The 25685-nt window shown below is 47.6% G+C and carries 30 protein-coding genes, 1 tRNA gene and 2 riboswitches; of the genes, 17 read left to right on the top strand and 14 right to left on the bottom strand.

Annotation, left to right across the window (positions count from 1 at the left end; translation table 11 throughout):
• Positions 1-43: 43 nt before the first annotated feature.
• Positions 44-1105, top strand: a complete 1062-nt coding sequence (locus EAT1B_RS01765; protein ID WP_012726408.1) for a bifunctional glycosyltransferase family 2/GtrA family protein — start codon at positions 44-46, stop codon at positions 1103-1105.
• Between the two features lie 23 nt (positions 1106-1128).
• Here EAT1B_RS01765 and EAT1B_RS01760 read toward each other — a convergent pair whose 3' ends face one another.
• From EAT1B_RS01760 to EAT1B_RS01755, 3 genes are all read right to left on the bottom strand, one after another.
• Positions 1129-1695, bottom strand: coding sequence for a 3'-5' exonuclease (locus EAT1B_RS01760; protein WP_012726407.1), 567 nt, complete (start codon positions 1693-1695; stop codon positions 1129-1131).
• Positions 1696-1756: 61 nt separating this feature from the next.
• The gene (locus tag EAT1B_RS15730) at positions 1757-2089 is read right to left on the bottom strand and encodes a four-helix bundle copper-binding protein (RefSeq protein WP_012726406.1); all 333 of its coding nucleotides are present in this window, start codon (positions 2087-2089) and stop codon (positions 1757-1759) included.
• A 112-nt stretch (positions 2090-2201) separates the two neighbouring features.
• Positions 2202-2274 (bottom strand) — tRNA-Ala (locus EAT1B_RS01755).
• Between the two features lie 123 nt (positions 2275-2397).
• On the opposite strand from EAT1B_RS01755, the gene EAT1B_RS01750 reads away from it, so the two are divergent.
• The 5 genes from EAT1B_RS01750 to EAT1B_RS01730 all read left to right on the top strand — a co-directional run bounded on the left by EAT1B_RS01750 (position 2398) and on the right by EAT1B_RS01730 (position 7313).
• On the top strand, positions 2398-3261 hold the full coding sequence (locus EAT1B_RS01750; RefSeq protein ID WP_012726405.1) for a GRP family sugar transporter: 864 nt from the start codon (positions 2398-2400) through the stop codon (positions 3259-3261).
• A gap of 208 nt (positions 3262-3469) precedes the next feature.
• A complete protein-coding gene (locus EAT1B_RS01745) occupies positions 3470-3889 on the top strand; it encodes an SRPBCC family protein (RefSeq protein WP_012726404.1) in 420 nt (139 codons plus the stop codon).
• Positions 3890-4057: 168 nt separating this feature from the next.
• A complete protein-coding gene (locus EAT1B_RS01740; RefSeq protein WP_012726403.1) occupies positions 4058-4747 on the top strand; it encodes a hypothetical protein in 690 nt (229 codons plus the stop codon).
• Positions 4748-4978: 231 nt separating this feature from the next.
• Positions 4979-5776: an SDR family NAD(P)-dependent oxidoreductase gene (locus EAT1B_RS01735; protein WP_237708259.1), complete on the top strand. Its 798-nt coding sequence runs from the start codon at positions 4979-4981 to the stop codon at positions 5774-5776.
• Positions 5769-7313, top strand: coding sequence for an AMP-binding protein (locus tag EAT1B_RS01730; RefSeq protein ID WP_012726401.1), 1545 nt, complete (start codon positions 5769-5771; stop codon positions 7311-7313). Before EAT1B_RS01735 ends, EAT1B_RS01730 begins: the two co-directional genes overlap by 8 nt.
• A 48-nt stretch (positions 7314-7361) precedes the next feature.
• On the opposite strand, the gene EAT1B_RS01725 is transcribed toward EAT1B_RS01730, so the two are convergent.
• From EAT1B_RS01725 to EAT1B_RS15980, 4 genes are all read right to left on the bottom strand, one after another.
• Entirely contained in the window at positions 7362-7607 is a 246-nt protein-coding gene (locus EAT1B_RS01725; RefSeq protein WP_012726400.1) for a hypothetical protein, read from the bottom strand.
• A gap of 144 nt (positions 7608-7751) precedes the next feature.
• Complete coding sequence (locus tag EAT1B_RS01720) at positions 7752-8276, bottom strand: DM13 domain-containing protein (RefSeq protein ID WP_012726399.1); 525 nt, start codon at positions 8274-8276, stop codon at positions 7752-7754.
• Positions 8277-8377: 101 nt separating this feature from the next.
• A complete protein-coding gene (gene msrA / locus EAT1B_RS01715; RefSeq protein WP_012726398.1) occupies positions 8378-8902 on the bottom strand; it encodes a peptide-methionine (S)-S-oxide reductase MsrA in 525 nt (174 codons plus the stop codon).
• Positions 8903-8969: 67 nt separating this feature from the next.
• Positions 8970-9069, bottom strand: a riboswitch (SAM riboswitch).
• Between the two features lie 44 nt (positions 9070-9113).
• Positions 9114-9275: a hypothetical protein gene (locus tag EAT1B_RS15980; protein WP_012726397.1), complete on the bottom strand. Its 162-nt coding sequence runs from the start codon at positions 9273-9275 to the stop codon at positions 9114-9116.
• Positions 9276-9388: 113 nt separating this feature from the next.
• On the opposite strand from EAT1B_RS15980, the gene EAT1B_RS01705 reads away from it, so the two are divergent.
• Positions 9389-10795, top strand: a complete 1407-nt coding sequence (locus tag EAT1B_RS01705) for an amidase family protein (RefSeq protein ID WP_148209438.1) — start codon at positions 9389-9391, stop codon at positions 10793-10795.
• 65 nt (positions 10796-10860) lie between these two features.
• Positions 10861-11922 carry a 23S rRNA (adenine(2503)-C(2))-methyltransferase RlmN gene (gene rlmN, locus EAT1B_RS01700; RefSeq protein ID WP_012726395.1) on the top strand — a complete coding sequence of 354 codons (1062 nt, stop codon included), beginning with the start codon at positions 10861-10863 and terminating at the stop codon, positions 11920-11922.
• Positions 11923-12398: 476 nt separating this feature from the next.
• Here rlmN and EAT1B_RS01695 read toward each other — a convergent pair whose 3' ends face one another.
• Both EAT1B_RS01695 and EAT1B_RS01685 read right to left on the bottom strand, forming a co-directional pair.
• The gene (locus EAT1B_RS01695) at positions 12399-12713 is read right to left on the bottom strand and encodes a hypothetical protein (RefSeq protein WP_012726394.1); all 315 of its coding nucleotides are present in this window, start codon (positions 12711-12713) and stop codon (positions 12399-12401) included.
• 848 nt (positions 12714-13561) lie between these two features.
• The gene (locus EAT1B_RS01685) at positions 13562-14170 is read right to left on the bottom strand and encodes a class I SAM-dependent methyltransferase (RefSeq protein ID WP_371149665.1); all 609 of its coding nucleotides are present in this window, start codon (positions 14168-14170) and stop codon (positions 13562-13564) included.
• A gap of 139 nt (positions 14171-14309) precedes the next feature.
• Here EAT1B_RS01685 and EAT1B_RS01680 point away from each other — a divergent pair, with 139 nt between their 5' ends.
• The 7 genes from EAT1B_RS01680 (at position 14310) to EAT1B_RS01650 (ending at position 20234) form a co-directional block, all read left to right on the top strand.
• Positions 14310-15191, top strand: a complete 882-nt coding sequence (locus EAT1B_RS01680; protein ID WP_012726391.1) for an SMP-30/gluconolactonase/LRE family protein — start codon at positions 14310-14312, stop codon at positions 15189-15191.
• Between the two features lie 12 nt (positions 15192-15203).
• Entirely contained in the window at positions 15204-15470 is a 267-nt protein-coding gene (locus EAT1B_RS01675) for a hypothetical protein (protein ID WP_012726390.1), read from the top strand.
• A 111-nt stretch (positions 15471-15581) separates the two neighbouring features.
• Complete coding sequence (locus EAT1B_RS01670; RefSeq protein WP_012726389.1) at positions 15582-16781, top strand: GTP-binding protein; 1200 nt, start codon at positions 15582-15584, stop codon at positions 16779-16781.
• A gap of 59 nt (positions 16782-16840) precedes the next feature.
• Positions 16841-16941: riboswitch (TPP riboswitch) on the top strand.
• 82 nt (positions 16942-17023) lie between these two features.
• On the top strand, positions 17024-17614 hold the full coding sequence (locus tag EAT1B_RS01665) for a YkoF family thiamine/hydroxymethylpyrimidine-binding protein (protein WP_012726388.1): 591 nt from the start codon (positions 17024-17026) through the stop codon (positions 17612-17614).
• Entirely contained in the window at positions 17607-18182 is a 576-nt protein-coding gene (locus EAT1B_RS01660) for an ECF transporter S component (RefSeq protein ID WP_012726387.1), read from the top strand. Before EAT1B_RS01665 ends, EAT1B_RS01660 begins: the two co-directional genes overlap by 8 nt.
• Positions 18148-19518, top strand: coding sequence for an ABC transporter ATP-binding protein (locus tag EAT1B_RS01655; protein WP_081432697.1), 1371 nt, complete (start codon positions 18148-18150; stop codon positions 19516-19518). Before EAT1B_RS01660 ends, EAT1B_RS01655 begins: the two co-directional genes overlap by 35 nt.
• The gene (locus tag EAT1B_RS01650) at positions 19500-20234 is read left to right on the top strand and encodes an energy-coupling factor transporter transmembrane protein EcfT (RefSeq protein ID WP_012726385.1); all 735 of its coding nucleotides are present in this window, start codon (positions 19500-19502) and stop codon (positions 20232-20234) included. The genes EAT1B_RS01655 and EAT1B_RS01650 overlap by 19 nt, the downstream gene beginning before the upstream one ends.
• 234 nt (positions 20235-20468) lie before the next feature.
• Here the strand turns inward: EAT1B_RS01650 and EAT1B_RS01645 are convergent, their stop codons facing one another.
• On the bottom strand, positions 20469-21056 hold the full coding sequence (locus EAT1B_RS01645) for a DUF1643 domain-containing protein (protein ID WP_012726384.1): 588 nt from the start codon (positions 21054-21056) through the stop codon (positions 20469-20471).
• Between the two features lie 28 nt (positions 21057-21084).
• On the bottom strand, positions 21085-21768 hold the full coding sequence (locus EAT1B_RS01640; protein WP_041918041.1) for a lytic transglycosylase domain-containing protein: 684 nt from the start codon (positions 21766-21768) through the stop codon (positions 21085-21087).
• A gap of 86 nt (positions 21769-21854) precedes the next feature.
• Between EAT1B_RS01640 and EAT1B_RS01635 the strand changes: the two genes are divergently transcribed.
• Positions 21855-22550, top strand: a complete 696-nt coding sequence (locus EAT1B_RS01635) for a CPBP family intramembrane glutamic endopeptidase (RefSeq protein ID WP_012726382.1) — start codon at positions 21855-21857, stop codon at positions 22548-22550.
• Here the strand turns inward: EAT1B_RS01635 and EAT1B_RS01630 are convergent.
• Positions 22483-23406 carry an alpha/beta hydrolase gene (locus EAT1B_RS01630; protein ID WP_012726381.1) on the bottom strand — a complete coding sequence of 308 codons (924 nt, stop codon included), beginning with the start codon at positions 23404-23406 and terminating at the stop codon, positions 22483-22485. The two genes, EAT1B_RS01635 and EAT1B_RS01630, sit on opposite strands and share 68 nt — an antisense overlap.
• Before the next feature lie 181 nt (positions 23407-23587).
• Between EAT1B_RS01630 and EAT1B_RS01625 the strand changes: the two genes are divergently transcribed.
• Positions 23588-23995 carry a hypothetical protein gene (locus EAT1B_RS01625; protein ID WP_012726380.1) on the top strand — a complete coding sequence of 136 codons (408 nt, stop codon included), beginning with the start codon at positions 23588-23590 and terminating at the stop codon, positions 23993-23995.
• Here the strand turns inward: EAT1B_RS01625 and EAT1B_RS01620 are convergent.
• Together EAT1B_RS01620 and EAT1B_RS01615 are read right to left on the bottom strand one after the other, a co-directional pair.
• Positions 23967-24623, bottom strand: coding sequence for an ABC transporter ATP-binding protein (locus EAT1B_RS01620; RefSeq protein ID WP_012726379.1), 657 nt, complete (start codon positions 24621-24623; stop codon positions 23967-23969). The genes EAT1B_RS01625 and EAT1B_RS01620 overlap by 29 nt on opposite strands.
• The gene (locus tag EAT1B_RS01615; protein ID WP_012726378.1) at positions 24620-25633 is read right to left on the bottom strand and encodes an ABC transporter permease; all 1014 of its coding nucleotides are present in this window, start codon (positions 25631-25633) and stop codon (positions 24620-24622) included. The genes EAT1B_RS01620 and EAT1B_RS01615 overlap by 4 nt, the downstream gene beginning before the upstream one ends.
• Positions 25634-25685 lie beyond the last annotated feature (52 nt).

The raw sequence follows: 25685 nt of genomic DNA, 5'->3' as shown, positions 1-25685 counted from the left end.
AATTCATTGCTTCGGGTATAGGGGAATGGAAGGAGGGGTGGCGATGCAAATGCAAGAAGTGGAGACACGGCAAGCGTATACGATTTTGATTCCGGCCTATAACCCTGACGAGGCACTCGTCACACTCGTGGAGAAGTTGAGGGCGAGCGGGTTTTCGACCATCATTGTGGTCAATGACGGTAGTGACGAATCGTCGGTAGGCACATTTGATAAGATTGCATCATTTGTCGACCAAGTGCTAACGCACGAACAGAATCAAGGAAAGGGTGCCGCAATCAAGACGGGATTACGCTACGCGGTAGATAAGTACCCTGAAAAAATAGGGGTGATCACGGTCGATGCCGACGGGCAGCATTTACCGCAAGATGTCGTCAACGTGTATGAGGAAGGTGTGAATAAACCACATCATCTCATCATGGGATGCCGTGATTTTAGCGGAGAGGCGATTCCGCTCCGAAGCCGATTCGGCAATCAGTCGACACGGCTTGTCATGTTGATCGGGAGTGGGTTGAAGTTAAAAGACACGCAGACGGGACTTCGTGCCATTCCAATGCGATACGCCAGGCAACTACTTGACATTCCGGGAAATCGATATGAGTTCGAGATGAATATGCTCACGTTCACGAAACGATTGCAGGTACCGATTCAACAAACGACCATCCAGACCGTATATGAGAATGAAAATGACTCATCCCATTTCCGACCGATTCTCGACTCAATCTTAATTTACCGGATGTTTTTAATGTATTCGTTATCGTCTGTCGCCTCGTTCCTTGTCGACGTTGGGATGTATGCCCTCTTCATTTATTTATTATCCCCATACTTCGACACAGTCCACGTCGTCATTGCGACGGTTATCGCTCGAGTCATCTCCTCTCTATTCAATTATCTCATTAATCGAAAAGTAGTCTTCGATTCGAAGGCGCGGCGGTCCCTTCCAAAATACTTTAGTCTCGTCGTGCTACAAATGGCTGTTTCGGCACTTCTTGTCTTTCTCCTGTTTCTCTTGTTCAGACAGGGTGAGGTCATCTTAAAAGTAGTCGTCGATAGCTTTCTCTTTTTCGTCAGTTATTATATTCAAAAAAGATGGATATTCAAAAAATGACCGGTCATGATTTCATGACCGGTTTAATATGCGAGCGTTCCTGTTTTGACGGACGTATAGCGATGTAATTCTTTGGGGCTTGTGATGCCGGTTTTTTGCATCATGTCTCGCATAAGTAGCGCGCATACACGAGCATCTTCCGCGGCATCATGATGAATAAACGGCACGTTCAAGTGTTCTGCCATCGTGTTCAATTTATGGTTCGGGAGCCCTGGATACAGTTTACGTGACAGTTTGACGGTGCAACCGTACTCGATTGTCGGGAAATCGAATAGATCATATTTTACAATCGCCTTTCTCAAGGCACCCATGTCAAATGAGGCGTTATGTGCGATGACGAGGTCCACTTCCCGTAAAATCGGGTAAAGAGAGGAGAGTACTTCCGGTAATGCCGGTGCATCCCACACGTCACTCGGACGGATGCCATGGACGCGGATGTTACCCATATCAAAGTCTTCCTCCGGATTGACGAGTCGCTGGTCGGTTTCGACCACATCACCATTTTGAAGGATGCTCCATCCGACAGAACAGATGCTGCGACTATCACGGTTAGCGGTCTCCACGTCAAGTGCGAGAATGGTATGGTTCATAGTTTACCTTCTTTCGTAAGCAATAAAAAAAGTCTAACAGAAAGTTAGACGAATGTCGTGCTTAAGCGGCAACAAGTGTTCGGCAAGCTTCCGCACAACGCTCACATGCTTTGGCACAGGCTTGACAATGGTCGTGCTGATGTCGTCCGCATTCAACCGCACACGTATCACAGACTTGGGCGCATAAAGCAACGATTGGTTTTGAAAAGGCTGAATCTGTTTCTAAGGCATTTAAAGCTAAGGTACAAATGTCTGAGCATTCTCGAGTCAGGCGGATGCATTCGGTGAACATGTGTAAATCCTCTTCTTGCAAACTTTTTGAGAAGCAGTGGTTGCATGCTCGCATGCATTCGATCACGCTCGTCAATGTTTCTTCTACAGATGTGCGTTCCATCAAAATTCCCCCTTATATGAAAAAGTCTAACTATCATTACCCGTTCAGAAAGGGGTTGAATCGCATCACATCAATAAAAAAGCCACACCTCATCTGAGATGTGACAAATTAATGGAGCATAGGGGGCTCGAACCCCTGACCTCTACGCTGCCAGCGTAGCGCTCTCCCAGCTGAGCTAATGCCCCGTTCGAAATCATTATATCATCGTAGTATTCGACATGGCAATTCCCTTTTTGAATTTAGGTTTATAAAATTGGAGACGTGGGAATTTCATGTTAGACGTTATATTAAGAAAGCAGGTGTGCTTCATGGAAATGATTCTTTTGGCACTCTTACCGGCACTCATGTGGGGAAGTATTCCACTCATCGTGTCGAAAGTGGGAGGAAAACCGATTCAGCAGTTAATCGGAACGACCATCGGGGCGATGATCATGGCGGTCGTGATTGCCCTCGTCTTCCGACCAGAGTTCACGACACTCGCCATCGTGACCGGATTTATCTCAGGGGCGTTCTGGGCGCTCGGTCAATATTTGCAGTTCCAATCGTTTCAAATCTTAAGCGTCTCCAAAGCGATGCCGATCAGTACGGGAATGCAGCTCGTCGGGACGTCTCTTTTTGGGGTCATCGTACTCGGGGACTGGCAGACGACGACGGAGCTATGGTTAGGGTTTTCAGCGCTCGTCTTGATCATCATCGGGGCGACCATGACCTCATACCAACAGAAGAAAGATCAGGACAGTGCCGGTGCTTTGAAAAAGGGACTACTCGTCCTCTTCGTCTCGAGTATCGGTTACGTCACGTATGCCGTCTTGACGAACTACTTTGAAGTAGAAGGGATTACCGCGATTCTTCCACAATCCGTCGGGATGTTCATCGCGGCACTTCTGTTCAGTCTTCGTGAGAAAGACGTCAAGAAACTGGATCCACGCACATTCAAAAATATCTTGGCCGGGCTTGCCTGGGGAATCGGGAACTTCGGACTTTTCGTTTCAAGCGGAGAAGTGGGGATCGCGACCTCGTTCGCCTTATCCCAATTGAACGTCGTCGTGGCGACTCTCGGTGGGATCTATCTCTTGAAAGAAGAGAAGACGACAAAGGAACGTGTCTTCGTCTTTATGGGAATTGGTTTGATTGTCGTCGCTGGATTTATGCTTGGTATTGCCAAGAGTTAAATTTTTATTATGAACTGAAAAGAACCTTGAATGCGCACTCGTGCTAGAGTGCCATTCAAGGTTTTTGTATTGAGTAAATTTTAATCGTTGACGTGAGGGCAGGAGATGACGCAATCGATAGGGAAGTAATCTCATGTTGCGTTCGTCATATAGGGCGTACAGCGTATTCGTGATTGATTAAAAATGTAGAATAAAGGGGAAACGAATCATGGAATCAAATGTAGTGACGATATCAGCTCTCGTCGATGCACCAATCGACACAGTCTGGAAACTCTGGACAGACCCTGACCACATCAAACAATGGAATCATGCGTCTGACGATTGGCATACGACCGAAGCGGAAAATGATTTACGGATCGATGGGAAGTTTCGTAGTCGGATGGAAGCGAAAGATCAGAGCATGGCCTTTGATTTTGAAGGGGTATATGAGGAAGTTGAAGTAAATGAGCTCATTCAATATCGCCTTGAGGATGGACGGAGAGTTAGAATTTCATTTTCTTCAGAAGGGGATCAGACGAAGGTGGTCGAGGTGTTTGATGCGGAATCGATGAATCCGGTTGAAATGCAACGACAGGGATGGCAGGCGATCCTCGATAATTTCACTAGATATGCGAATGGTAAAAAATAAGGAAATGAATGATGAAATATTAATTCAGCAGTATACATTTCATGTTGAAGGTGTATACTGCTGTTCGTTGTATAAAAACAAAATTTTTCATAATGTTGTTGTTGAGTGATGAAATGTAATTTGTCATTTTCGAATTTAAAAGATGAATACAGGGTGAGTTGAAAATATATGAGAGAAGTAAGGCTTAGTTTTAACTTTTTTCACGACTTAGAGAATGAAAAATGGGCATTACAGATGCTAAATATCTTCGATACGTTTCAGATTGAAATCGGAAAGATGGGATTTTACGAACCACTTAGAACTGAGTTTTCAAATGACACCTTTGTGAAGATGTGGACAGAAGGTGACGATGATTTTTACAGCTTTATTTGTCGATTGAAAAATAGTAAAGGGTATCTCAACATTCATAACTTGAAAGATGGTTTACCAGGAAATGTTGGTTTCGTTTTTGTGGTCAGCAAGACAAATTTTCTGAATGAAATGGACAAATGGATTCGGTTATTTGATCGAATTTGTCGAGAGTGGGGTCCATTCCAGGCATCAATATCTAGAAGGATTGAAGAACGAGAGGATCTCATGTACGAAACAGGTTTTTCTAAAGTTAAGGAAGTGGAATGGCTTAATTATTGGAGTGATGAATTGTTGTGCGTGAATTCAGTTTCTATTCCAAATGGGGTCAAAGACTATAATTGTTATGATGGAGTTGCATTTAACAAAGGGTATGTATTCCAGTTGATGAATTTGATTGATGATCCCTCGTACTATCAGCTATCTGAAAAGATCAAAGCCATGATTGGTCCAAGCTTCTTTTATAAATGTAGTGAAGATTTAGATTTGCTGGATTTTTATAGTCATTGAAGTAATTAAGGCTGACGTTCATCTTGGGAACTTCATTTTCTGTTCGTTAAATTGTTACATATCATTTGGCATTACATGTATACGAGAACAGTAATTTTGCTTCTAAACATACAGATTTATTCAATTCATGATTGTTCTATTGTAAAAATCAAAAAAGGTGCTGTCTATATGTATGATTACACGTTACTAGAGAGACTCCTATTCCGATTTCCTTCCTTCGATCATCAGAAAATGAAATCAGAATTAGATCGGAAAACGATATTGATTACTGGAGCGAGCTCAGGAATCGGGCAGGCGTTCGCTTTTTTACTAGCGGATACAACCGCACATCTGATTCTCGTTGCCCGTAGAGAATCAGACATGAACGCCATGAAGTCTGAAATCGAAAAGGGGTCAGCCACGGTGACCGTGTTCCCGGCAGATCTTCGAATTGAGGAGGAACGGAATGGTTTGCTGGCGTATCTCCATCAACTACCGGACGGATTGGATGTTCTCGTCAGCAATGCTGGAATCTCCATCAATCGTCCCATCATTGAGTCATTCGATCGATACCATGACTTCACTCGGACGATGGCGATCAATTACTTTGCTCCGGTACAATTGATGCTATCGCTCATTCCGTTGCTCGAAAAGAAGAACGGGCAGATCGTCAATGTGTCGACCATCAATGTGTTACTTCATCCTTTTCCTCACTGGGCGGCCTATCAGGCATCAAAAGCCGCGTTCGATACGTGGTTTCGCTCTGCGGGTCCGGAACTCACAATCAAAAATATTTCCACGACGACTCTATATCTACCGCTAGTAAAAACTCCGATGATTAAACCGACGCTGGCTTATAAGCATTCACCTGCCATGTCACCGGTACATGTGGCAGAATTGATCGGACATGCTTTGTATACGAAACGAACAGTATATAAGCCGTGGTGGTTGTTCCTCGGTCAAGTAACGTCACTTGTTTTCAGAAGACCGATAGACTGGATGGTCCCTGCATTACTTAAGAGAAAGGAGCGTGACAGTAGGAATGGTTAAGTTATTGAAAGTCTTGTCGCAGCTCCATTTTCTATCACCATCGAACCTAGGTCGTCTATTCGTCGCAATCCGTCAAAATGGAATCAACTTGATGCTTCTTTTTACATTGACTGAAAGAGCAGGGAGTCGAAATACGGCTTTAGTTGATAGCCGAGAAACAGTGACGTATCAAGAGCTAAAGTCACGCTGTGAACACCTTGCTCATCATTTGGCTGATCAGTATGGGGTTAAAAAGGGACAAAAAGTGGCCTTTCTTTGTAAGAACCACGCGTCTTTCGTACAAGGGATGTTTGCGGCTTCACGACTCGGTGCAGACATCTACATGCTTCATTCATCGATGAGTCAACTGCAGTTCAACCGACTAGTAGAAGAACAGCCATTCGATCTTTTGATTTACGATGATGAGTTTGAAAACTTAATTGAAAACTCGTCTTACGAACGTTCGACTCTTGTCAGCTATCATGAGGAAAAGGTATCAATCAATAGTTTATCGGATTCGAAGCGACATAAAAAAGGAAAGCTTCCGGCCGCATCGAGCGGGAAACTCGTGCTGTTGACCGGCGGTACTACCGGAAAACCGAAACAGGTGACTCATAGACCATCCCTCTTTCACTTTCTAGCTCCATTCACGGCTTTATTGAACCAGTTGCAGTTGCCGTCATTCAACACTGCCTATATTGCCACCCCGATTTACCATGGCTACGGCATCGCCATCCTTTTATCTTTTCTAGCGCTAGGGAAACAGGTCGTCATTCAAGAGAGCTTTGATGTGCAGAGAGCCTGTGACCTCATTCGGCGACACAAGGTAGAAGTGGTCACGGTCGTCCCGCTCATGATCCACAAAATGTTACGACACAATCCTACATCACTTCATTCTCTCGCTTGTATCGCGTCCGGTGGTGCGAAGCTTCATCCCGTTTTAGTCCGTGAAGTCCATAACGAGTTGGGGAGCGTCTTATACAATCTCTATGGGACGTCGGAAGCGGGCTTGAATCTGATCGCCACACCAGAAGATTTACATTATGATGCGAACACGCTTGGGAGAAGGATTCCGGGAGGGGACTTAAAGGTAGTGAAAGATGGAGCGGAAGTCGAGCCAGGCGCCATCGGGGAATTTTGCATACGAAATAAGTGGTCCATGCAAAGCAGGAAGAACCGCTGGATTCAAACGGGTGATGTCGGATACCGGGATGAGAACGGCTATTATTTTTTGTGTGGACGAACAGACGACTTAATCATCTCGGCTGGAAACAATATTTATCCTGGGGAAGTCGAGACGGTTTTGCGCGACCATCCGAATGTCGAGGACGCCGCCGTCATCGGGATAGAGGATATTTACGCGGGTCACATTTTGAAGGCATATGTACAGGTGTATGATGAAGTATTGACAGAAGAAACACTAGTGAGCTGGTTGCGCGAACGAGTGACAACATATCAGATTCCTCGAGAAATCGTGTTTGTGAAGGAGTTGCCTTATACAGCGGTTGGAAAATTGGATAGGAAACGACTTGAGATGATCAATCACTCGTGCAGATGAATAGTTAAGAAAGAATCGAAACGCATTAACCACAGATAAATAGAGTGATTAATGTTTCACTTTGAATTGTCTAATCCGCCACATGATTGAAACGATAAAAGCTGCCAAGCCTCCTAGGATGATGATGTAAAATACGAAGAAGAATAGGAAGGCCCCGTAGTCTTCGAGCTCTTCGAATGGATTCTGAATGATCATCGGTTCGGATAATATGCCGACCACCATCAATGGAAGGAAGAATAGAAAGAAACGTTTCCAAAAATAGTGTTTGTACGTTTGTGACACAGTCTGCTCCATAATCATACCTCCTCAATTGAATTACACTTATTTACATATAGGATAGCATGTTCTCATTTGAGGTTGGATGAAAAATCATTCTTTTTTCAGCCGATTTCAAATGAAAAGAGGGTAGCCGATTCATTCAGCCACCCTTCAGTCCGTTTATTCACTTGATCCAGTCAGTTCACCCGTCCCGAACGTCGCGCTGAACGCACGACACCAGATGACGACGGTATTGTACTCTTCTAGATTCACACCCTCTGGGATTAAATAGTTTTGATTCCCGATGTTCCCTTTTAGCGCCCCTAAACTGACGCCTTCGGTCGTCTCTTGCCCTGGTTTCGTCAAATAGACGTATAAGTCAGGACCGTTCGTCGTCTCGAACTCTTCAAATCGGAGGTACGTTCCGTCTTCTGCCTCGACCGAGCGGATCGTGCCGGTCGTCTCATAATTTTTCTCCCCGTCCATGAACACACCCGCTACTTCGGTTGGACTCGGTTGTGCTTCCGGTGTCTCGGACGTCTCTTGATCTGATTCCTCTTCCTCTGGAGCTGGTGATTCGACTGCTGTCGGCGGCAATCCTTCATCGACCGTCTCGGTTAAGAATAGTGGGGAGATGAGCCACCAGGCAACAGTGATTACGGCTACGCCAATCACACCGATGATGAGTTTCGTGCTTGTTTTCATATATGAGTCCTCCTTTTCGGATGTATGAACGGTTATTTCCCAATTCCCGATTAATGTGCTAATTAAAAGACGCGAATGCTAACATTCGCGTCTGATGACCGTTATACGGTTTTCGTCCAGTTTTCCTCGATAAACTCGTCGCGTCCCGAGATGGCCCGGTCCTCCTTATAATGCTTCGGATTCTTTTTATGATAATCCTGATGGTAGTCTTCTGCAGCGAAGAACGTCGTCGCCGGAATGATTTTCGTGACGATCGGAGCCGTGAATCGACCACTTGCTGCCAACACATCGCGACTCGCATCAGCCGCGACTCGTTGTTCTTCGGTGTGATAGAAGATGGCTGGGGCATACTGAGGTCCCCGGTCTTGGAATTGACCACCATCGTCCGTTGGGTCTGTCTGAATCCAATACAGCTCAAGAAGACGTTCATACGAGAATAATGCTGGATCATATGTGATTTGAACGACCTCGAGGTGCCCCGTCGTCCCGGTTTTCACTTGTTCATATGTTGGATTGTCGACCTGTCCGCCCATATAGCCGGACACGATACCTTCAATCCCTGGTAATTCTTCAAATGGTGTCACCATGCACCAAAAACAGCCGCCTGCGAATGTTGCTTTTTCCATACTGTCGTTCCCTCCAAATCGTCATTCAACAAAAAAGCGCTCACGTCGGATGACATGAGCGCTTTCGTCATATCGTCCAAGGTTTCCCTTGCTGGTCGTAGCACCTTGCCTAAGGCAGGTTGCTGTGAAGTCGCGGAGCCAGATCTCTCGTTCACTCTTGATATCGATATGTAGTTGGTGAGAGCATCATACCACCCTCAAAATACATTCGTCAATGATTCGGTTTTCGTTTCAACTGAAAAACCGTCAAGACGATGATGAATCCAATCAACCCGATGGAAATGAGCGTACCATACGGCACATTCTCCCCGTATAGCTGTAAGAAAAATAGACCGAATACGGCAAGCAACACAAAGATATAGGAGCGAGTCATTGGGACCTCCTGTTTTTTCTTAAGTGTATCAAGAACACATCGACTTGGCGATACGAAAAGGAAATCAGACGTAGAGCACGAATAAAGGGAGAGAGGTAAAGGAGGAATGCATGATGGAACAAATCCAATTACATGAACTGACGATTGAGCGTGCGCATCGTGGGTATAAAGAAGGAGAATTCACGGCGAGAGACGTGACCGCCTACTATTTAGGACGGATTGCGACGTATAATGAACGGCTTCACGCCGTCATTCAAGTCAATCCGGACGCCCTGTTCGAGGCAGAGGCAGCAGACAGGGCCTACCGAAAGGGGGTACGCAAACCGCTACTCGGCATTCCCGTCTTAATCAAAGACAATATCGAGACGAACGGTCTGATGCGAACGACAGCGGGCGCTGCCGCGATGCGACATCATTTCGCCGCTCGAGATGCCGAGCTCGTCAAACGCTTGCGGGTTGACGGGGCCATCATCTTGGGGAAAGCGAACCTGTCCGAGTGGGCGAACTTTTTAACGGAAGATATGCCGAACGGCTGGAGTGCCGTCGGTGGACAGACGATGAACCCATACGGCGACAAGTTAGATGTAGGGGGATCAAGCTCAGGGTCGGCTTCAGCGGTCGCGGCAAACCTCACGCTTCTCGCAGTCGGGTCTGAGACGAGCGGTTCAATCGTCCATCCGAGTGTCCATAACAGCATCGTCGGGATCAAGCCGACCGTCGGATTGATCAGTCGCTCCGGTATCATCCCGATCTCACGTTCTCAAGATACGGCGGGACCGATGGCGCGTACGCTTCGTGATGCGGTCATCGCATTACAGACAATGTGTGGTGAAGATTCGGCTGACCCTGCGACGTGGGAAACTCCAGTCGGACCGCCTTATGTGACATGTCTCGATGTGAGGCAAGCGGTCGGGATGCGTGTCGGGTTCGTCAAACCAGACATTTCAGAAGAAGAAGTCGGATTGTATGAAGGGGCGCTCCGATTGCTACGGCAAGCCGAGGTCGAACTCGTCGAGGTCACGCTGCCGAAGCATGAGGCGCTAGAGCAGGCGGACATCCTGTTCGACGAATTCAAGCTCGGGGTCGAGGCGTATCTTGCCAATACGACCGTGCCGTTTAAGACACTTTCCGACTTGATCGAGTGGAACGCGGAACATCCTGAATCGATTCCGCACGGCCAGACCATCTTTGAAGAAGCGAACGCCAAATCTGGAAAACTGACTGAAGCAAACTATCTCAACCGTCGCATCGAGGATGTCCGACTCGCGAAAACGGAAGGGATTGATGCATTGCTTGCGTCGCATAAACTGGACGCACTCGTCTTGCCACATGACATGAACTATGACATGGCTGCAAAAGCGGGTCATCCGACGATTACAATACCCTATAAACGAAAAGAGAGCGGTGCCCCATTCGGTCTCTCGTTCACGGGGACGAGCTATGCGGAGCGTGATTTGATCCGAGTCGCATATGCGTTCGAACAGTTCGTCACACGACCGACGCCTCCAGATTATTCGTAAGTTGCACCCGTCTCTCACGTCCGCTACAATGGTACGTATGCGGATTAGAGAAAGGACAGATTACAATGAAATCATCTATATACGGGTTGACGTTCGATCAACTCACAAACGAGTGTACGGAAGCGGGATACGGTGCTTTCCACGCACGTCAAGTTTGGGACTCGCTCTACATCGACCGGGTCAAATCGATGGACGACCTCAATGTACGTGATGAGGTGCGTGATTACTTAACAGAGAAATATGTCATCTCAACACAAGAACTGTTCGTCAAACAAGAAGCGGGCGACGGGACGGTCAAATTCTTACTTAAATTACATGACGGGCACTACATCGAGACGGTGCTCATGCGTCACAAATACGGACGTTCGGTCTGTGTGACGACTCAGGTCGGTTGTAACATCGGCTGTAGCTTCTGTGCGAGCGGCTTGTTGAAAAAGACACGTGACTTGACGGCGGGTGAGGTCGTCGAGCAGATCATGACCGTCCAACACTTCCTCGATGAAGAGGGTGAAGGGGACCGCGTCAGCCATATCGTCGTTATGGGAATCGGTGAACCGTTCGATAACTTCGACAACTTGGTCGATTTCTTACTTGTCGTCAAAGATGAGCGTGGACTTGCGATTGCTCCGCGTAAAATCAACGTGTCGACGAGTGGTCTCGCGGATAAGATCTACAAGTTCGCAGACCTCGACTTACGCATCAACTTGGCGCTCTCTCTACATGCGCCAAACGATGAATTACGTACTCGCATCATGAAAATCAACCGGGCGTTCCCGCTTGATAAACTCATGCCGTCGATTCGCTATTACGTCGAGAAGACGAATAAACGAATCACATTCGAGTATATCCTGCTCTCGAAAGTGAACGATTTGCCGGAACATGCGGAAGAACTCGCCGACTTGATCGAAGACATCAAAGACAAGTCGTACGTCAACTTGATTCCATATAACCCGGTCAACGAGCACATCCAATATGAGCGAAGCACGCCTGAGGACATCATGGCGTTCTACGATATCTTGAAAAAACGTGGCGTCAACACTGGTGTCCGTCTCGAGCACGGGACAGACATCGATGCGGCATGTGGACAACTCCGCAGTAAGCATATGAACGTCGAAGGCGCGAAGTAAAAAATGGCCTCTCCGGGAAATTGAACTGAACCCTGAATGATAGACACTTGATAAAAAGTGCTCATTCAGGGTTTTTGACGTTTCCCTTTTTGGTGGAGCACGGTCGTGGCAAGTCGATTCGTTTCGAATTGATCTAACGATAGATGGTGGAGAAGACAATTTGTTCCGGCGACTAGCTCGCTCGCAGCTTCCCGATGTTCGCCCGGCGCGTCTTGTCGTCGAGCTTCGTCGTTGCGTCACAATTGGCCTTCGACTTCTCGTAGCGGCCCCGTCTTGAGATGGACCGGATGGACATTCCGAGCTCCAGATAGGTCTCTACTTCACACGTTTTATTGTGGTAAGGTGGTGTGGCTCATGAGATTTCCTACGTCTGAATATTTGTGTGATAACTTCATTCGACACAAGGAAAGCGTCAAGGTTTTTTGTGTTCACTTTTGAGTGTTGCACTTAATTTTATAATTCATCATAAGTAAAACCTAACCCCACCACATGGCAACGACAAAGAATGACCAACTAACAGCAAACGGTGCCGAAATAAATCCAATCATGATAAATCCCTGATACTGTATATAGTTAGAGTCTTTTATCTTAAAAACTATACGAAACATCAAGAACATGATGAAACTTAACAAATATAATATCCATCCTAAGATGGTCAACCCTGTAAGATAGTAAATCGGATAGGTATCAACAACGTGATCACTTAAAAAGTAGGCGATCCCTTGACCAAAAACACACAATATTGTTGCTGTTAGAAGGCTGATAACCAATAACAAGTAAGGCTTCTTCATTCACTTTCCTCCTTTATGTTTCTTCCTATTTTTTACCCGATACAGTATGAAATCTAGAGTTAGACCGTAAAACAAGCCGATTGTCACTCGAAGAAGATAGCCTCCCCACAAAATTTCGTCAGCTGATTCATCAAATATAAAACTTCGAAATGTTTCACTGTAAACCATATGATATAGGATTGGATCTAATCCGAAGAAAAAGAATAATAGGCCTTTATCATCCTGGTCGGTAAAATTCAAATAACAAACAAATATAGAGACTAACACAAACCAAAAACTAAATGTTTTAATCATTTTCATGGAAATACCCCTTCTCATTTCAGTATGTACTGCTTTAGTGTAATTTTACACCATAGTTGTAATTTTACCAATGCCAAATATTATGAAAAACCTTTTGTATAATCACTAACAATTTTCCATAATGATGATCTAATTCATCTCAATGGCACTTTCATTAGACAATCAGTAATTTATGAAGAATAAGTGTTTATCTCTGTATTGTGGTTAAGAAAGATAACATTCATTCCTATTCAATTTATAAAATGAGAAAATAGATATTTTCTTGTAAGTAGATAATTTTCAATTGGTATTGTGAGCGGTTCAGAGCGCCGAAGATTCACCATTGTCGTAAAACATCACATCTATATGACTGCGAAGGATACGTGATAAATGACTAGCCTTCTTTGCTTTGTGACACTCCTATACAGAATTGTTTTCAGCAACGAACACAAACAGCGGAATATAAAAGAGATGACCCCGGAGCAATACCGGAGCCATCTGATTGCCGAATAGAATTCGAGTTACTCAGTCCATAAAACTGGGCTCGTTTAAACGAAAAGGCCGTTCGTTTACCGTTTTTGCCCGACATATTGAATCACAGCAGATTCGCCGTGATGAAGCGTGCCTTCTTCTCGCCAGACGACCGTCTCATGTAAGACGAGCGGTACGAAATCGTCCTCTAGTTGGTGGAACATCTCTTCGGTGTAAAGAAGTGAGGCGTCGTTTGGTCCACCTGTCCCGTAAGCGAGTTGATGTGTAGAGTAGACTTCACTCAGGAACAAACCTTCAGGTTGAAGCGTTTGTTGGATACCCGTGAACACCTTTTCTCTGACATGTGGAGGAAAGTGGCCAAAGATACAGATGACCATGTCATACGCCTCGTTTGGCCAATCGGCTTCATTCAAGTCGATCTGTTTCGTCTGAATGGATACGTTTCGTGACGTCGCCAAGCGCTTCGCTTTGTCGAGCCCTACTATAGAAGCGTCCCACATCTCGACTTCAAAGCCGAGCGTGGCGAGCCATACCGCGTTTCGACCTTCGCCCTCCGCGATGGCCAATACGCGTTTTCTTTCTGGTTGATGAGACGTGACCCATTCGCGTAAAAATTCGTTTGGCTCTGTCCCATACACATACTCTTCCGAACTAAATCGTTCATCCCATTTCGACAAGCCATTCACTCCCTCGCTACGTTTCTTTCACTATAGCAAAACGAACGGACGACGGTGAAAATCCAACACGATTTTCTGGATTCATGCATAGACCCAATGCGAGAGGGGAATAGATTTCTGAACTAATGGATAGAGTGGAGGCTAAGTGATGGAGAAAGTAGATGCGTCGTTGTGGATTCGTGTACGAAATACGCTTGGTGAAGGTCCGTGTTGGGATGCCGAGCTGAAGCGGTTTTATTGGGTAGATATCGAAGGCCATACATTGTGGTGGTATGACGAACGTGAGGATGAAATCTCGTCGTTTGAAGTCGGGAAACAAGTCGGTTTCGTCATTCCGAAAGTGACGGATGGCGTTGTCCTTGGTTTGAAGGACGGCATTTATGAGTGGGATGAGATCAATCGGGACTTGAAGAAGATTGTCGAGTTGGATGATCCGGACGGTCAATTGCGGTTCAATGACGGAAAAGCCGATCCATACGGTCGAATCTTCGCCGGAACACTTCATCTCGAAGACAAAGAGAATCAAGCGACATTGTATCGTGTCGATCGGGATGGTACGACGACGACACTCATGGATGAGCTCACACTTTCGAACGGGTTGACGTGGTCTCCTGACCATTCCGTTTTTTATCATATCGATACACCGACTGAAACGATTCGCCAATATGATTTCGATTTGAAGGCGGGTACGTTATCAAATGGAAAGGTCGTCATCGATTTCGCGGACGAGGATGGCTTCCCAGACGGTATGACATCAGATACGGAAGGATGTTTATGGATTGCGCATTACGCCGGAAGCAAAGTATCTCGCTGGAATCCATCAACCGGTGAAAAGCTGTTAGAAGTTCACGTTCCTGCACCGAATGTCACATCCTGCGCCTTCATCGGGGATGGGCTCAATCGATTGGCCATCACGACGGCTCGTGAGGGGATGGATGAGGAAGCGTTAGCCGAATATCCGGATGCTGGATCGGTATTTATCATCGATACAGAGGTGAAAGGGATGCCGCTCTATCGCTTTGGGCGTTGAGGAGGACATGCAATGGTGAAACGACTGTTAGTTCGAGCGGGTATTGGGTTGGCAGTTGCGGCAGCGGTCAAGATGGGGATTCAAAAGTTGCAAGAAAATCGAGCGCGGGAAGAAGATCATTCTTATCTCGACCCGAAATGGGACGAGGTGCCGAGTGTCGATTCTGACAAGGACGAGGATGAGGTCGGGTTGACGCAACTCGACTCCATCTATCGGGCGGAGTGGCAAGCGAACGCCTATCCCCGCTCGGAAGCAGAACGAAAAGCGTTGGAAGAATAAAAGCATGTTTTTCAAAACACGTCCATATGGCGTGTTTTTTTGTTGACAAATCGAATCAGTCGTTTCAATATATAAAAAGTAATGATTACGATTTAATGGAGGTTCATCAATATGAAACGAATTCCAATTACAGTACTCTCGGGTTATCTTGGTAGCGGAAAGACGACACTGCTCAACCACATCTTACATAACCGGGAAGATAAAAAATATGCGGTCATCGTGAACGATATGAGCGAGTTGAACATCGATGAGAAATTGATTGAACAGGGTGGTTTCTCCCGTACCGATGAAAAATTAGTCGAACTCTCGAACGGGTGCATCTGTTGTACCCTACGTGAGGATTTGCTGACAGCGGTCTATGAGTTGACAAAGGATCGCGACCTCGATGGCATCATCATCGAGTCTTCTGGTATCTCTGAACCGATTCCCGTTGCGCAGACATTCACGTATGCCGATGATGCGCTCGGAATCGATTTGACGAGCCGCGTCTATATCGATGCGATGGTCACTGTCGTCGATGCGTATCGTTTCTTCAAAGATTTCAATTCTGGTGAATCGCTCATGGAACGTCAACAAGCCGTCGATACAGGAGATGTCCGTGAAGTCGTCGACCTACTCGTCGATCAAGTCGAATTTGCGGATATCATCGTGTTGAATAAGGCAGACCGGGTGTCTGAAGCGGAACTGCAGGAGATGAAGGGGCTACTTAAGACACTCAACCCGAGCGCCCGATTATTGACTTCAACGTACTCCGACGTAGCGTTAGACGATCTACTCGACGTCCAGTTGTTCGATTTCGATCAGGCGATGCGTGCGGCGGGATGGATTCAAGAACTTGAGGCAGAAGAACATACGCCGGAAACGGAAGAGTATGGCATCAGCTCGTTCGTCTACCGTCGTCGTCGACCGTTCCATCCTGAGCGTTTGATGAATTGGATGGAGCATTACCCTGAAGAAATCGTCCGCGCCAAAGGCTTCTTGTGGATTGCGTCACGGAACGACCTTGCCTGTCTCTTCTCCCAGGCCGGATACGCATCGACGCTCGAACATGCCGGTCGTTGGTTAGCGACCCTTCCCGAGAGTGAACGAGAGGCCATGTTCTCCTCAGAACCGGAACTGCGCGAGGACTACATCGAGCCGTACGGAGACCGACAGAACGAATTGGTCCTTATCGGTCAACGGATGGACCGGGATGCGGTCGAGCAATCACTTGACGCCTGTTTGTTGACGGATGAGGAGATGGTAGCGGAGTGGGATTCGTTCCATGACCCACTTCCTGGTACTGGCCAACTCGTCACCTATTCAGATTGACCGTTTACAAACTGACGAAACATCGCTATACTGTGACTGCATAAGTAACCGCATATCAATGACTGCACTAGGGGTGCTTCGGCTGAGATGTGAGCATGGCTCCGATCCCTTATAACTCGATCCAGGTAATACTGGCGTGAGGAAGTGCGGCACTTTCTCTATGCAAGTTTGTATAGATTTTGTTGCTGCATTCTCATGAATGCGGCTTTTTTTATGCAAACATATATAGAGGGGGAAACAAGATGAATGAATCATGTGGCACGAGTCCGATTGTCGGATTTCGCTTCACGCTTAGCCCGATGACAGATGACTTTGTCGGGACGATCAAAGGGGCATTGAAAGGAACGAATATGACGGGTGTGTGGCGACATACGGATGACGTGTCGACCGTGATCCGAGGTCGCGCCGAGCACGTGTTCGACGTCGCACGGACCGTCTTAAGCCTGGCTTCGGAGGAAGGACGCCATGTCTCGATGAGCGGAACCTTCTCTGTCGGATGTCCGGGAGATTCGGCAGGGGATGAGGTGCTCGAGGCACCACCACAACCACTGAATGGAATTTCAAGAGAACAGTATGTCTCGTCACAGTTCGCGCTTTATCCGATGGGGGCGGAGAACTATATGGATCTCATCTATGATGAAATCGAGCAAGCGAAACAGGCGGGTGTCTATAATGACTCCATGCACTACGCGTCAGGCATTCATGGGAACTTGGATGATGTGTTCTCGTATTACGAGTCGGCGTTCAACCGGACACGCGAGAAGAATCGACACGTCGTCATGACGGTGACGTTCAGTGTGAACAGTCCGTCACATGGAGGACAACATGCTTAAATCGTGGAAATTGAAAGAGGTCGTCCTCGTCTCCGTATTGTCTGTCGTCTTTGCCGTCGTCTACTTATTGTTTGTTCATATCGGGAACTTATGGGCAGGGTTGATTGGACCGATCGCCTATGAATGGATCTTCGGTATCTGGTTCATCGTGTCAATCATCTCGGCGTATATCATTCGGAAGCCGGGTGCGGCCTTCATCTCGGAGGTGATGGCAGCGACGATTGAAATGTTGATTGGGAATGCAATCGGACCGCGCATCATCTTGGTCGGCATCGTCCAAGGTCTTGGGGCGGAAGCAGTCTTTGCGATGACAGGTTATCGTCGATACGAGCTTTGGGTTCTCATGCTTGCTGGATTTGGCTCGGCCGTCACGAGTTTCGTGTACACTTACTTCATGAGCGGATTTGCGATGCTCGAACCGGGATATGTAGCGACGATGTTCGGGCTGCGGGCGGTCAGTGGCATGGTCATCGCAGGAATCGGTGGGAAGTTGCTCAGTGACCTGTTGCTCAAGACGGGGTCGCTTCGTGGCTATGCGATCGCTCGGAGTGGGAACGTCCATGGTTGAGACAGAATCGCTTTCATTCCGATTCCCAGAAAGTCTGGACACCATCTTAAAAGATGTGTCACTATCCATAAAACCTGGACGCACGATTTTGACAGGGGCGAGCGGAAGCGGGAAGTCGACCCTGCTCGCGCTGTTCAACCGTCTCTATCCAGAGAATTGTGATGGGATCCTGGAAGGCAGACTCGAACTACTGGGACGCTCACACGACGACTACGCACCAGGCGAGATCAATCAGCGGGTCGGGACGGTATTCCAAGACCCGGACACGCAGTTCGTGATGGAACGGGTGGAAGAGGAACTCGTCTTCACACTCGAAAATTTGCAGACGCCGGTCGAGGTCATCGATCAGCGCGTGACGGAGATTCTCGAGTCACTCCAACTGACCGAATACCGAAATCGTCACATCGATTCCTTGTCAGGAGGGGAGAAACAGCGGATCGCCGTCGCTTGCGCCATGGTCGGACAACCGGAATGGTTGCTTCTCGATGAGCCGTTGACACACCTTGACCCAGTGACCGCGAATCGATTCGTCGACTGGCTCGATCACTTGGACAACGTGAACGTCATCGTTGTCGAACATCGCGCGCACTTGTGGGGAGACTTTTTTGATTGGCACATCGAACTCGATCAAGGACGGATTGTAAGGAACGAGCCGTTTCAACCGGTCGATGATTTTTCATTCACACGATCGTCATTACCACGACAAGCAGTCGAACACTATGTGGTCGACGAGGTGGAGCGTGACACATTTCGATTAAAAGGAGTGACCCTAACAGCTCGTATCGGGGAAGTGATTGCCATATTGGGACCAAATGGGAGTGGAAAGTCGACGTTTTTACGAAGTTTGACGGAGTCTGACCGCCGGGTCGGACTCGTCCCTCAATCTCCAGAACACTTATTTTTCATGAACTCGGTCGAGCAAGAGCTACAGTTTGGTCATGAGGAATCGATTGATAACGTACTAGAGGAGCTATCCCTCGAGGATAAACGAGTGTTCCATCCATTGTCACTCAGTCATGGACAGAAGCGACGACTCGCCGTCGGGATTCAGTTACTATCTAACAAACAGTTGCTTGCCTTCGATGAACCGACGGCTGGCCAAGATGAACCGTCACTCCATGCACTAGAGATTTTAATGAAGCGACATGCGGAAAAGGGACAGACGATCTTGTTCGTGACCCATGACTTATCGTTCGCCAATATCGCCCATACGTTCTATTTGATGAAGGACGGGGAACTCTCAGGACCATTCGGAGATGAGCTCTGGCAGGACACGGAGAGACTTCGTCATTATCGACTCACGGGAGGTCGAAAGCGATGTCACTCCATGATATGAATCCGACGATCAAGTTTGTGACGATGACGATCATCATGTTCGGGCTTGCCTTGCTCTATAACCCGTGGACCCCGCTCGTCATCATCGTCGGTACGTTGACGATTCAATTGCTGGCGACGGACGTGTCCTGGAAGAAGTGGAGCCTGTTCTTGACCCCATTTCTCGTCACGGCGCTCGGGACGTTTTGGACGTCGCTCGTGTTTGGGAAGGAGCTCGGGGGAGAGACGTGGGTGACGCTTCTCGGTCAAGATATCTCAAAAGAAGAGGCGCGCGTCGCTACGTCTCTTAGTCTCCGTGTATTGGCGTTCACCGTGTTGTCACTTCTCTTCATGTTGACGACCGATTCGAAACGTTTCGTCATGAGTTTGATGCAACAGGCGAGGCTTTCACCGACGATTGCCTATAGCGCGCTCGTTGGATTCCGCTTCCTTCCGTTGATGCAACGGGAGATGTATCAGCTTCAATACGCGCATCGTCTTCGCGGCGTTCCGCTCGATACGAAATGGGAACGGATTCGACATGTACCGAAACTCCTTCTCCCGCTGTTGGCAGGTTCGATCCGACGTGCGGAACGGGTCGCCTTCTCTATGGAGGCGAGGGGATTCACGAGTGGGAAACGGACCGTCTATGAGCGGATTGACGTCAAACCGTCCGATTACATATGGTCCGGTATATTCTTCACACTGTTTAGCCTTTCCATTTGGATCGGCATATGAAAAGACGACTCACGGAGAGTCGTCAGCTTGTTGACAAATAACATGTTCGAACTCGTCCTTCCGGCGCCTCGTCTTCCAAAGAAATAGCCTGATCTATTCTTCGAAACGGTCTAAGCGAAGAAATAAGTTGGTAAACGCTACGTCCACTTCGCACAGAATGCCTCGAACTCGTTAAACATAAAAAAAGAATCAAATCGCACATGGCAATCTGATTCATCAACAGCCTGAGACGACTCACGGAGAGTCGTCTTTCTTCGTTTCTTTCACGATGCGAAACTTCGGTTTGACCGATTCGTTGTTGAACGCCTCGAGCACGGTATTCTCGTTGGCCATTCGAATCTGTTGTGGCTCGCCTTTAGCTGTCGTACCGATGCAATACATGTTCGCTTCATAATCCGCAAAGAGGGATTTGTAAGATGTCGCATGGTGCATCAAGCGACCTGGAGACCCCCAACCGACGATGATCATCCCGCCGCTCGCCTCTACCTCTTGTAACGTCTCTTCGACGTAATGGTAGTTCGTCTCATCGAGTTGAGACTCCACGTATGGAAGGTTGTCATTGATGGCGAGTGTCGGGACGAGACTGATGACCCGCATTTCTCGAATCGGTTGTGACAAATGATTTTGCATCAACATATAAGCACGCTGTGTCGTCGTGCCGGACAAAAAGGCATCGCTCATCCGCGGCGAGTAAATGATGACGGCACAGATGACGCCATCCTCCACATCGGTGAACTCATACGTTCGCATATAGCGTTTCGTTTTATCTTCATTGAAGATTGATTTGACGCGGATGGTTACTTCTTCTACATGCGTGTTCATTTCCATTCCTCACTTTTTCATGTAAGCATCAGCCGAGCGATTTAAACCACTCGACATATCGAATCGTGTAATAAGCAACTCGTTGACTAAGCGTATCACGCTCATCAGGCATGAACGTCACGCTTGATTCATAGTTCTCGAAGTACGTCATGACATCATTGACATATTGCTCACTTCGATTGTATTCGAAGATGGCGTTTCGGACGGACGTGACCGAATCTGTCTTTTTCCCACCGTGTTCACTTAAATAATACGCCGCCGTGTGCGCAGAATCAACTAGACTGTGTGGGTCAGCTTTTCCATCGCCGTTTCCGTCGCGACCGAGTCCACCATACTGCTCAATCAAGGCAAGGTCCGTCAAATCTACTTCGTCTTCTGGGACATCGCCTTTTTGGTCATCGGTGTCATATTCCCAACCGAGCCAAGTGCGGGGCATGAATTGAAATGGTCCAATCGCACCGACAGACGAACGCATCGAAGAACTGTGCGAGAAGATGGTCTCTACCCGATGAACGGCAGCCAGTAGGCGCCAGTCCACGTCATACGTGTCAGCAGCGTCTTGATAGACGGCCAGATGCGTGTTCGGGACACCGTTCTCTCCATAATAGGTTCGATACAATCCATTGTTCACTTTATCATGTTGACCGAGCCAGCCGACTGCCCCGAGCAAAAGCACGAGCACAATGATGAAACCGGTCAGTCGCAGCATCATACGTTTCAAGATACCGCCTCCTAGCTTTTAGACAATACCCGAATAGTGTAGCATATAGCTAAGAGGAAGGACAGGAGTGGATATGGATGCTCGAACGTTTGATTTTTACAGCCATCATCGGCTACATGCTGATCGTTCAGATCTTCAATGCCAAATTGATTCGTCCCTTGATTGAAACGAGAGGACGGGCATGGGTTTACGAACAAACCGTGAAGTCGGCATGGGGACTGACCTTGTTGATTGTCGCCCTCATCTTTTTATTTCAAGTACCGCCAGCAAAAGTTGGATTGACATTCGCACCAGAAGCGGGGAACGAACAGGCTTGGCAAGTCTTTTACTTGTCATGCATCCTAGTCACCGTGACACTCGTCTTTTATCTGTTGGTCAAAACTTCAGCACGTCTCCGACATGTGTTACGCCCTTACTATGAGCTCGATTTAGAGAAGTTGCTACTACCCCGGACAAAAGCAGAAGAACAGGCGTGGAACGCCGTCTCGGTCACGGCTGGCGTGACCGAGGAATTCATATTCAGAGGAGTCCTGCTATACACGATTTCCCTCTATATCGAGGTGCCAGATGTGACTCTCGCCCTAATCGGGGGCGCCCTTTTCGGCGTGGCCCACGCCTATCAAGGGATAAAGGGAGTATTTACGACAGGGATTGTTGGATTCGGATTAGGCATCCTCTATTTAGGGATGGGAGTCCTTTGGCCGGTCATGGTGTTACATGTACTTCTAGATTTGATTGCCGGTCCAATCCATGTCGATGCAAAAAGCGAGTGACCGCCTCCTCATAGGCGAGAGCGTCCTTGATCATGCAATCGGTATGTTCTGCCCCATCAATTAACAACAAATCGTTCTTTCGGTTCAAGGCATTCATTTCGACCGACATCCACGTCGGCACGAAATCATCTTTTGAACCATGCACGAATAGGATTGGGGTCGTCGTTTCCGTGACGGCCTTTTTCGGTTGGACTTGTCTCATCGTGAAGCCGGCACGAGACCAAAGGAAATAGTCGATTCCCGGTAAAATGAGTTCGGCTGGGATGTGGTGTAACTCTCTCAGTTGATAACGCATCAATTGTTTCATATCGTCAAACGGACATTCAGCGATGACGAAGTCGACGTCTGTGAGCGGAGTCGTCTGCAAGACGGTGGCCGCTCCCATTGAGACGCCGTGAAGCCCGACTTGATCGACTGTTTCCTCTTTCTTCAACCAGTCCACCCAGTCGATCATATCGACTTTTTCATGGAAACCGTATGAGGCATAAATCCCTTCAGACTCCCCGTGTGAGCGCAAGTCGACGGCAAGCAGGTTGTAGCCGAGTCGATGGAACATGGCGAGGTGAGGGGCCATGAAACTATGTGATGCGGTATATCCATGTACGAACACAATCCACTTTTTTGACCCTTCATTCCGATAGATACGCCCGTAGAGGCGGTAGTCATCACGCGATTGAATCGAGACATGCTCGAACGGTAAGTCATGATAAAAGGTGCGATCTTCGTCCGTATATGGAGCGAGTAACATCTCCGGAGTCTTTCGTTTGCCTCGCGTCATTCGTTTGAAGGCATAGTAGCTGATTGCGTAATAACCTGTGAAAAGTGATGCTAATCCAATTTTCCATTTTCGTTGCATTGATACCGACTCCTTTCAACGTTATTGTACCCGAAACGACTCGATACGGTCCTGTTTTCTTACATAAGGGGAGGGCATACGTAACATAAGCAGGTGAATTAGATGAATGACGGCACATCGAAAGATTAGGTAGAGAACGGTATGATGAAGTGACAATAGCAGGAGGGTGGGGGGCATCTACATGGAGAGGTCAGAGATTTATCGAATGATTCAAAGGGTGTTGAGCGACAGAGAGGGAACGCTTGAGCGAGGAGTGACGTTCTCGTGGACGCTTGAGGGTGATGAACGGGTTGTCGGACTCGTATTTGATGTTATACTCGACCGGTATTTTCTATACAACAAAACAAGCCTCCTCACCGAGGTGCAAGAGATTGCGCGTCTAGTCGAGTGTCGACCAGAGGAAATCGTCCGCGCTTTCTCCTGTCTCTCGGGGATTCGACTCGAATCGAATCATATCATCGAACGACTGATGACCATCGAAGAGGCGACCATTTCGGAAAATGGATCAATCCGTGTTGCCATTCGCCTTGGAGGATGGCTCACTCATCAGCTACATCAAATTAATTGTGATGCCCTTCTCCCTTGTTGAGCTCGGTCAAGGTACCGTCAATCACGCGAAGGACACGATCACACACATCGAGCATGCGTTCATCATGTGTGATGACGACGACACGTCTTCCTTCCTCATGTGCTTGTTTGGCCAAGAGTTCCATTACAAGACGTCCATTCTCATAATCCAAACTCGCCGTCGGTTCATCTGCCAAAATGAGTTGCGGGGAGTTGATGAGGGCCCTAGCGACGGCCACGCGTTGCTTTTCACCTCCTGACAAGGTCGCCGGGAGATGGTGCAGACGGTGCCCTAAGCCGAGGTCGGTCAACAGTTGCTTCGCATCCAACTTTTTCTTCTCTTGAATCAGCTCTAGTTGTTCGAGCACCGTCAAGTAGGGAATGAGGTGGGCCTGTTGAAACACGAACCCAACTTCATGCAGGCGTAACAGACGACGTTGTTCCTCATCTAATTCGAATACGTCTCGCTCGTTCATCAAAAATGCTCCTTGATCCGGTTTTCGCAACAGACCGAGGATGTATAACAACGTACTCTTCCCGCTACCGCTCGGACCGACGATGGCGACGCATTCCCCCGGTGAGACATGTAACTCGATGTCATTCAATACGAGCTGACCGTCAAACTGATGTGATACATGGCTTAACCTCATGATGCTTTCCCTCCTATGATTTCAATTGCGTCGACTTGACGGAGTTTCCATAACGGCAACAACGCACCAAGAACAGATAAGAAGATGAACATGGATCCGAATAGCGCGAGATGACCGAAGTCGACGAGAAACGGCAATGATGATGGGATCAACGCATCGACGACGTACATGACCCCGATCGATGTGGCGACTGCGGCCGACACGATGACGATGACCTGAAAGAGCAGTGCCCGTCCGATGATACGTGGGGAGAGGCCGATTGCCTTCAGAATTCCGAGCTCAGGTAACTTTTGAAGCGTGAACAAATAAAAGAACGCGGTCAAAATAAACGTTCCGATCACGAGCAGAAAGGCACGCATCATCGTGAATGTGCTCTGTTCGGCACTATATCCAGGAACCGACTCAATCAAATCTTGTTGACTCATGACGAGCGCATCGGACATCGTGGATTCCGTTCCAATCTCAGCAGATACATATGGACGTTGTTCGGATTGATTCAAATAATCAAACCACGTCTCGTTCGTCGTGTAAATCACCGGTCCATGACTGTAACGACCAGACGCCTCGCCGGCTATCGTAAACCGGTAGTTGGAAGCGAAGTCGATTAAGGAATCACCTAATCCAAGATTTTCTGAAAGACTAGGATCGAAAACGACCTCACCTTTTCTAAGAGCGGAAACAGGACCGATATTGCTATCTTTTGGAAGAGCGAATAGTGTCACCTCTTCTTTTTTTCCATCGATTGTGACCGTGAGCGGTCGGACGCTCATCGTTTCGTTTGAAGTATTCGCTGTGACGTCTATAAACGATCGTGTCAATTGACCTTCTGAGTCTGGATCAAGTTGATACGTCGTAGCATTCAATTCGTGCAACGCAGAACCGTTATCATATGCGAGGCCGTCTGCTAGCCCTGTAATGAGTGTCGTCAACATGACAATCAAAAATGTGATCACGAACAACATGGAGAACTTTCTTTTCTGTCTCCACATCTCTTTCCAACCTAACTGCATAAAAAAACCTCCTTCAAGTGCTGATGAAGGAAGTGTACGCAACCAATATGAA

It is taken from the genome of Exiguobacterium sp. AT1b (genome assembly GCF_000023045.1).
Classification (GTDB): domain Bacteria; phylum Bacillota; class Bacilli; order Exiguobacteriales; family Exiguobacteriaceae; genus Exiguobacterium.
Note: the sequence above shows the minus strand (reverse complement) of the source record. Positions and strands in the feature narration are given on the sequence as shown.

Bases quoted from the DNA above. Each gene is read 5' to 3' on its own strand.
- EAT1B_RS01765 (WP_012726408.1), top strand. From the start codon at position 44: ATGCAAATGCAAGAAGTGGAGACACGGCAAGCGTATACGATTTTGATT.
- EAT1B_RS01760 (WP_012726407.1), bottom strand. From the start codon at position 1,695: ATGAACCATACCATTCTCGCACTTGACGTGGAGACCGCTAACCGTGAT.
- EAT1B_RS15730 (WP_012726406.1), bottom strand. From the start codon at position 2,089: ATGGAACGCACATCTGTAGAAGAAACATTGACGAGCGTGATCGAATGC.
- EAT1B_RS01750 (WP_012726405.1), top strand. From the start codon at position 2,398: ATGGAAATGATTCTTTTGGCACTCTTACCGGCACTCATGTGGGGAAGT.
- EAT1B_RS01745 (WP_012726404.1), top strand. From the start codon at position 3,470: ATGGAATCAAATGTAGTGACGATATCAGCTCTCGTCGATGCACCAATC.
- EAT1B_RS01740 (WP_012726403.1), top strand. From the start codon at position 4,058: ATGAGAGAAGTAAGGCTTAGTTTTAACTTTTTTCACGACTTAGAGAAT.
- EAT1B_RS01735 (WP_237708259.1), top strand. From the start codon at position 4,979: ATGAAATCAGAATTAGATCGGAAAACGATATTGATTACTGGAGCGAGC.
- EAT1B_RS01730 (WP_012726401.1), top strand. From the start codon at position 5,769: ATGGTTAAGTTATTGAAAGTCTTGTCGCAGCTCCATTTTCTATCACCA.
- EAT1B_RS01725 (WP_012726400.1), bottom strand. From the start codon at position 7,607: ATGGAGCAGACTGTGTCACAAACGTACAAACACTATTTTTGGAAACGT.
- EAT1B_RS01720 (WP_012726399.1), bottom strand. From the start codon at position 8,276: ATGAAAACAAGCACGAAACTCATCATCGGTGTGATTGGCGTAGCCGTA.
- msrA (WP_012726398.1), bottom strand. From the start codon at position 8,902: ATGGAAAAAGCAACATTCGCAGGCGGCTGTTTTTGGTGCATGGTGACA.
- EAT1B_RS15980 (WP_012726397.1), bottom strand. From the start codon at position 9,275: ATGACTCGCTCCTATATCTTTGTGTTGCTTGCCGTATTCGGTCTATTT.
- EAT1B_RS01705 (WP_148209438.1), top strand. From the start codon at position 9,389: ATGGAACAAATCCAATTACATGAACTGACGATTGAGCGTGCGCATCGT.
- rlmN (WP_012726395.1), top strand. From the start codon at position 10,861: ATGAAATCATCTATATACGGGTTGACGTTCGATCAACTCACAAACGAG.
- EAT1B_RS01695 (WP_012726394.1), bottom strand. From the start codon at position 12,713: ATGAAGAAGCCTTACTTGTTATTGGTTATCAGCCTTCTAACAGCAACA.
- EAT1B_RS01680 (WP_012726391.1), top strand. From the start codon at position 14,310: ATGGAGAAAGTAGATGCGTCGTTGTGGATTCGTGTACGAAATACGCTT.
- EAT1B_RS01675 (WP_012726390.1), top strand. From the start codon at position 15,204: ATGGTGAAACGACTGTTAGTTCGAGCGGGTATTGGGTTGGCAGTTGCG.
- EAT1B_RS01670 (WP_012726389.1), top strand. From the start codon at position 15,582: ATGAAACGAATTCCAATTACAGTACTCTCGGGTTATCTTGGTAGCGGA.
- EAT1B_RS01665 (WP_012726388.1), top strand. From the start codon at position 17,024: ATGAATGAATCATGTGGCACGAGTCCGATTGTCGGATTTCGCTTCACG.
- EAT1B_RS01660 (WP_012726387.1), top strand. From the start codon at position 17,607: ATGCTTAAATCGTGGAAATTGAAAGAGGTCGTCCTCGTCTCCGTATTG.
- EAT1B_RS01655 (WP_081432697.1), top strand. From the start codon at position 18,148: ATGCGATCGCTCGGAGTGGGAACGTCCATGGTTGAGACAGAATCGCTT.
- EAT1B_RS01650 (WP_012726385.1), top strand. From the start codon at position 19,500: ATGTCACTCCATGATATGAATCCGACGATCAAGTTTGTGACGATGACG.
- EAT1B_RS01645 (WP_012726384.1), bottom strand. From the start codon at position 21,056: ATGAACACGCATGTAGAAGAAGTAACCATCCGCGTCAAATCAATCTTC.
- EAT1B_RS01640 (WP_041918041.1), bottom strand. From the start codon at position 21,768: ATGATGCTGCGACTGACCGGTTTCATCATTGTGCTCGTGCTTTTGCTC.
- EAT1B_RS01635 (WP_012726382.1), top strand. From the start codon at position 21,855: ATGCTCGAACGTTTGATTTTTACAGCCATCATCGGCTACATGCTGATC.
- EAT1B_RS01630 (WP_012726381.1), bottom strand. From the start codon at position 23,406: ATGCAACGAAAATGGAAAATTGGATTAGCATCACTTTTCACAGGTTAT.
- EAT1B_RS01625 (WP_012726380.1), top strand. From the start codon at position 23,588: ATGGAGAGGTCAGAGATTTATCGAATGATTCAAAGGGTGTTGAGCGAC.
- EAT1B_RS01620 (WP_012726379.1), bottom strand. From the start codon at position 24,623: ATGAGGTTAAGCCATGTATCACATCAGTTTGACGGTCAGCTCGTATTG.
- EAT1B_RS01615 (WP_012726378.1), bottom strand. From the start codon at position 25,633: ATGCAGTTAGGTTGGAAAGAGATGTGGAGACAGAAAAGAAAGTTCTCC.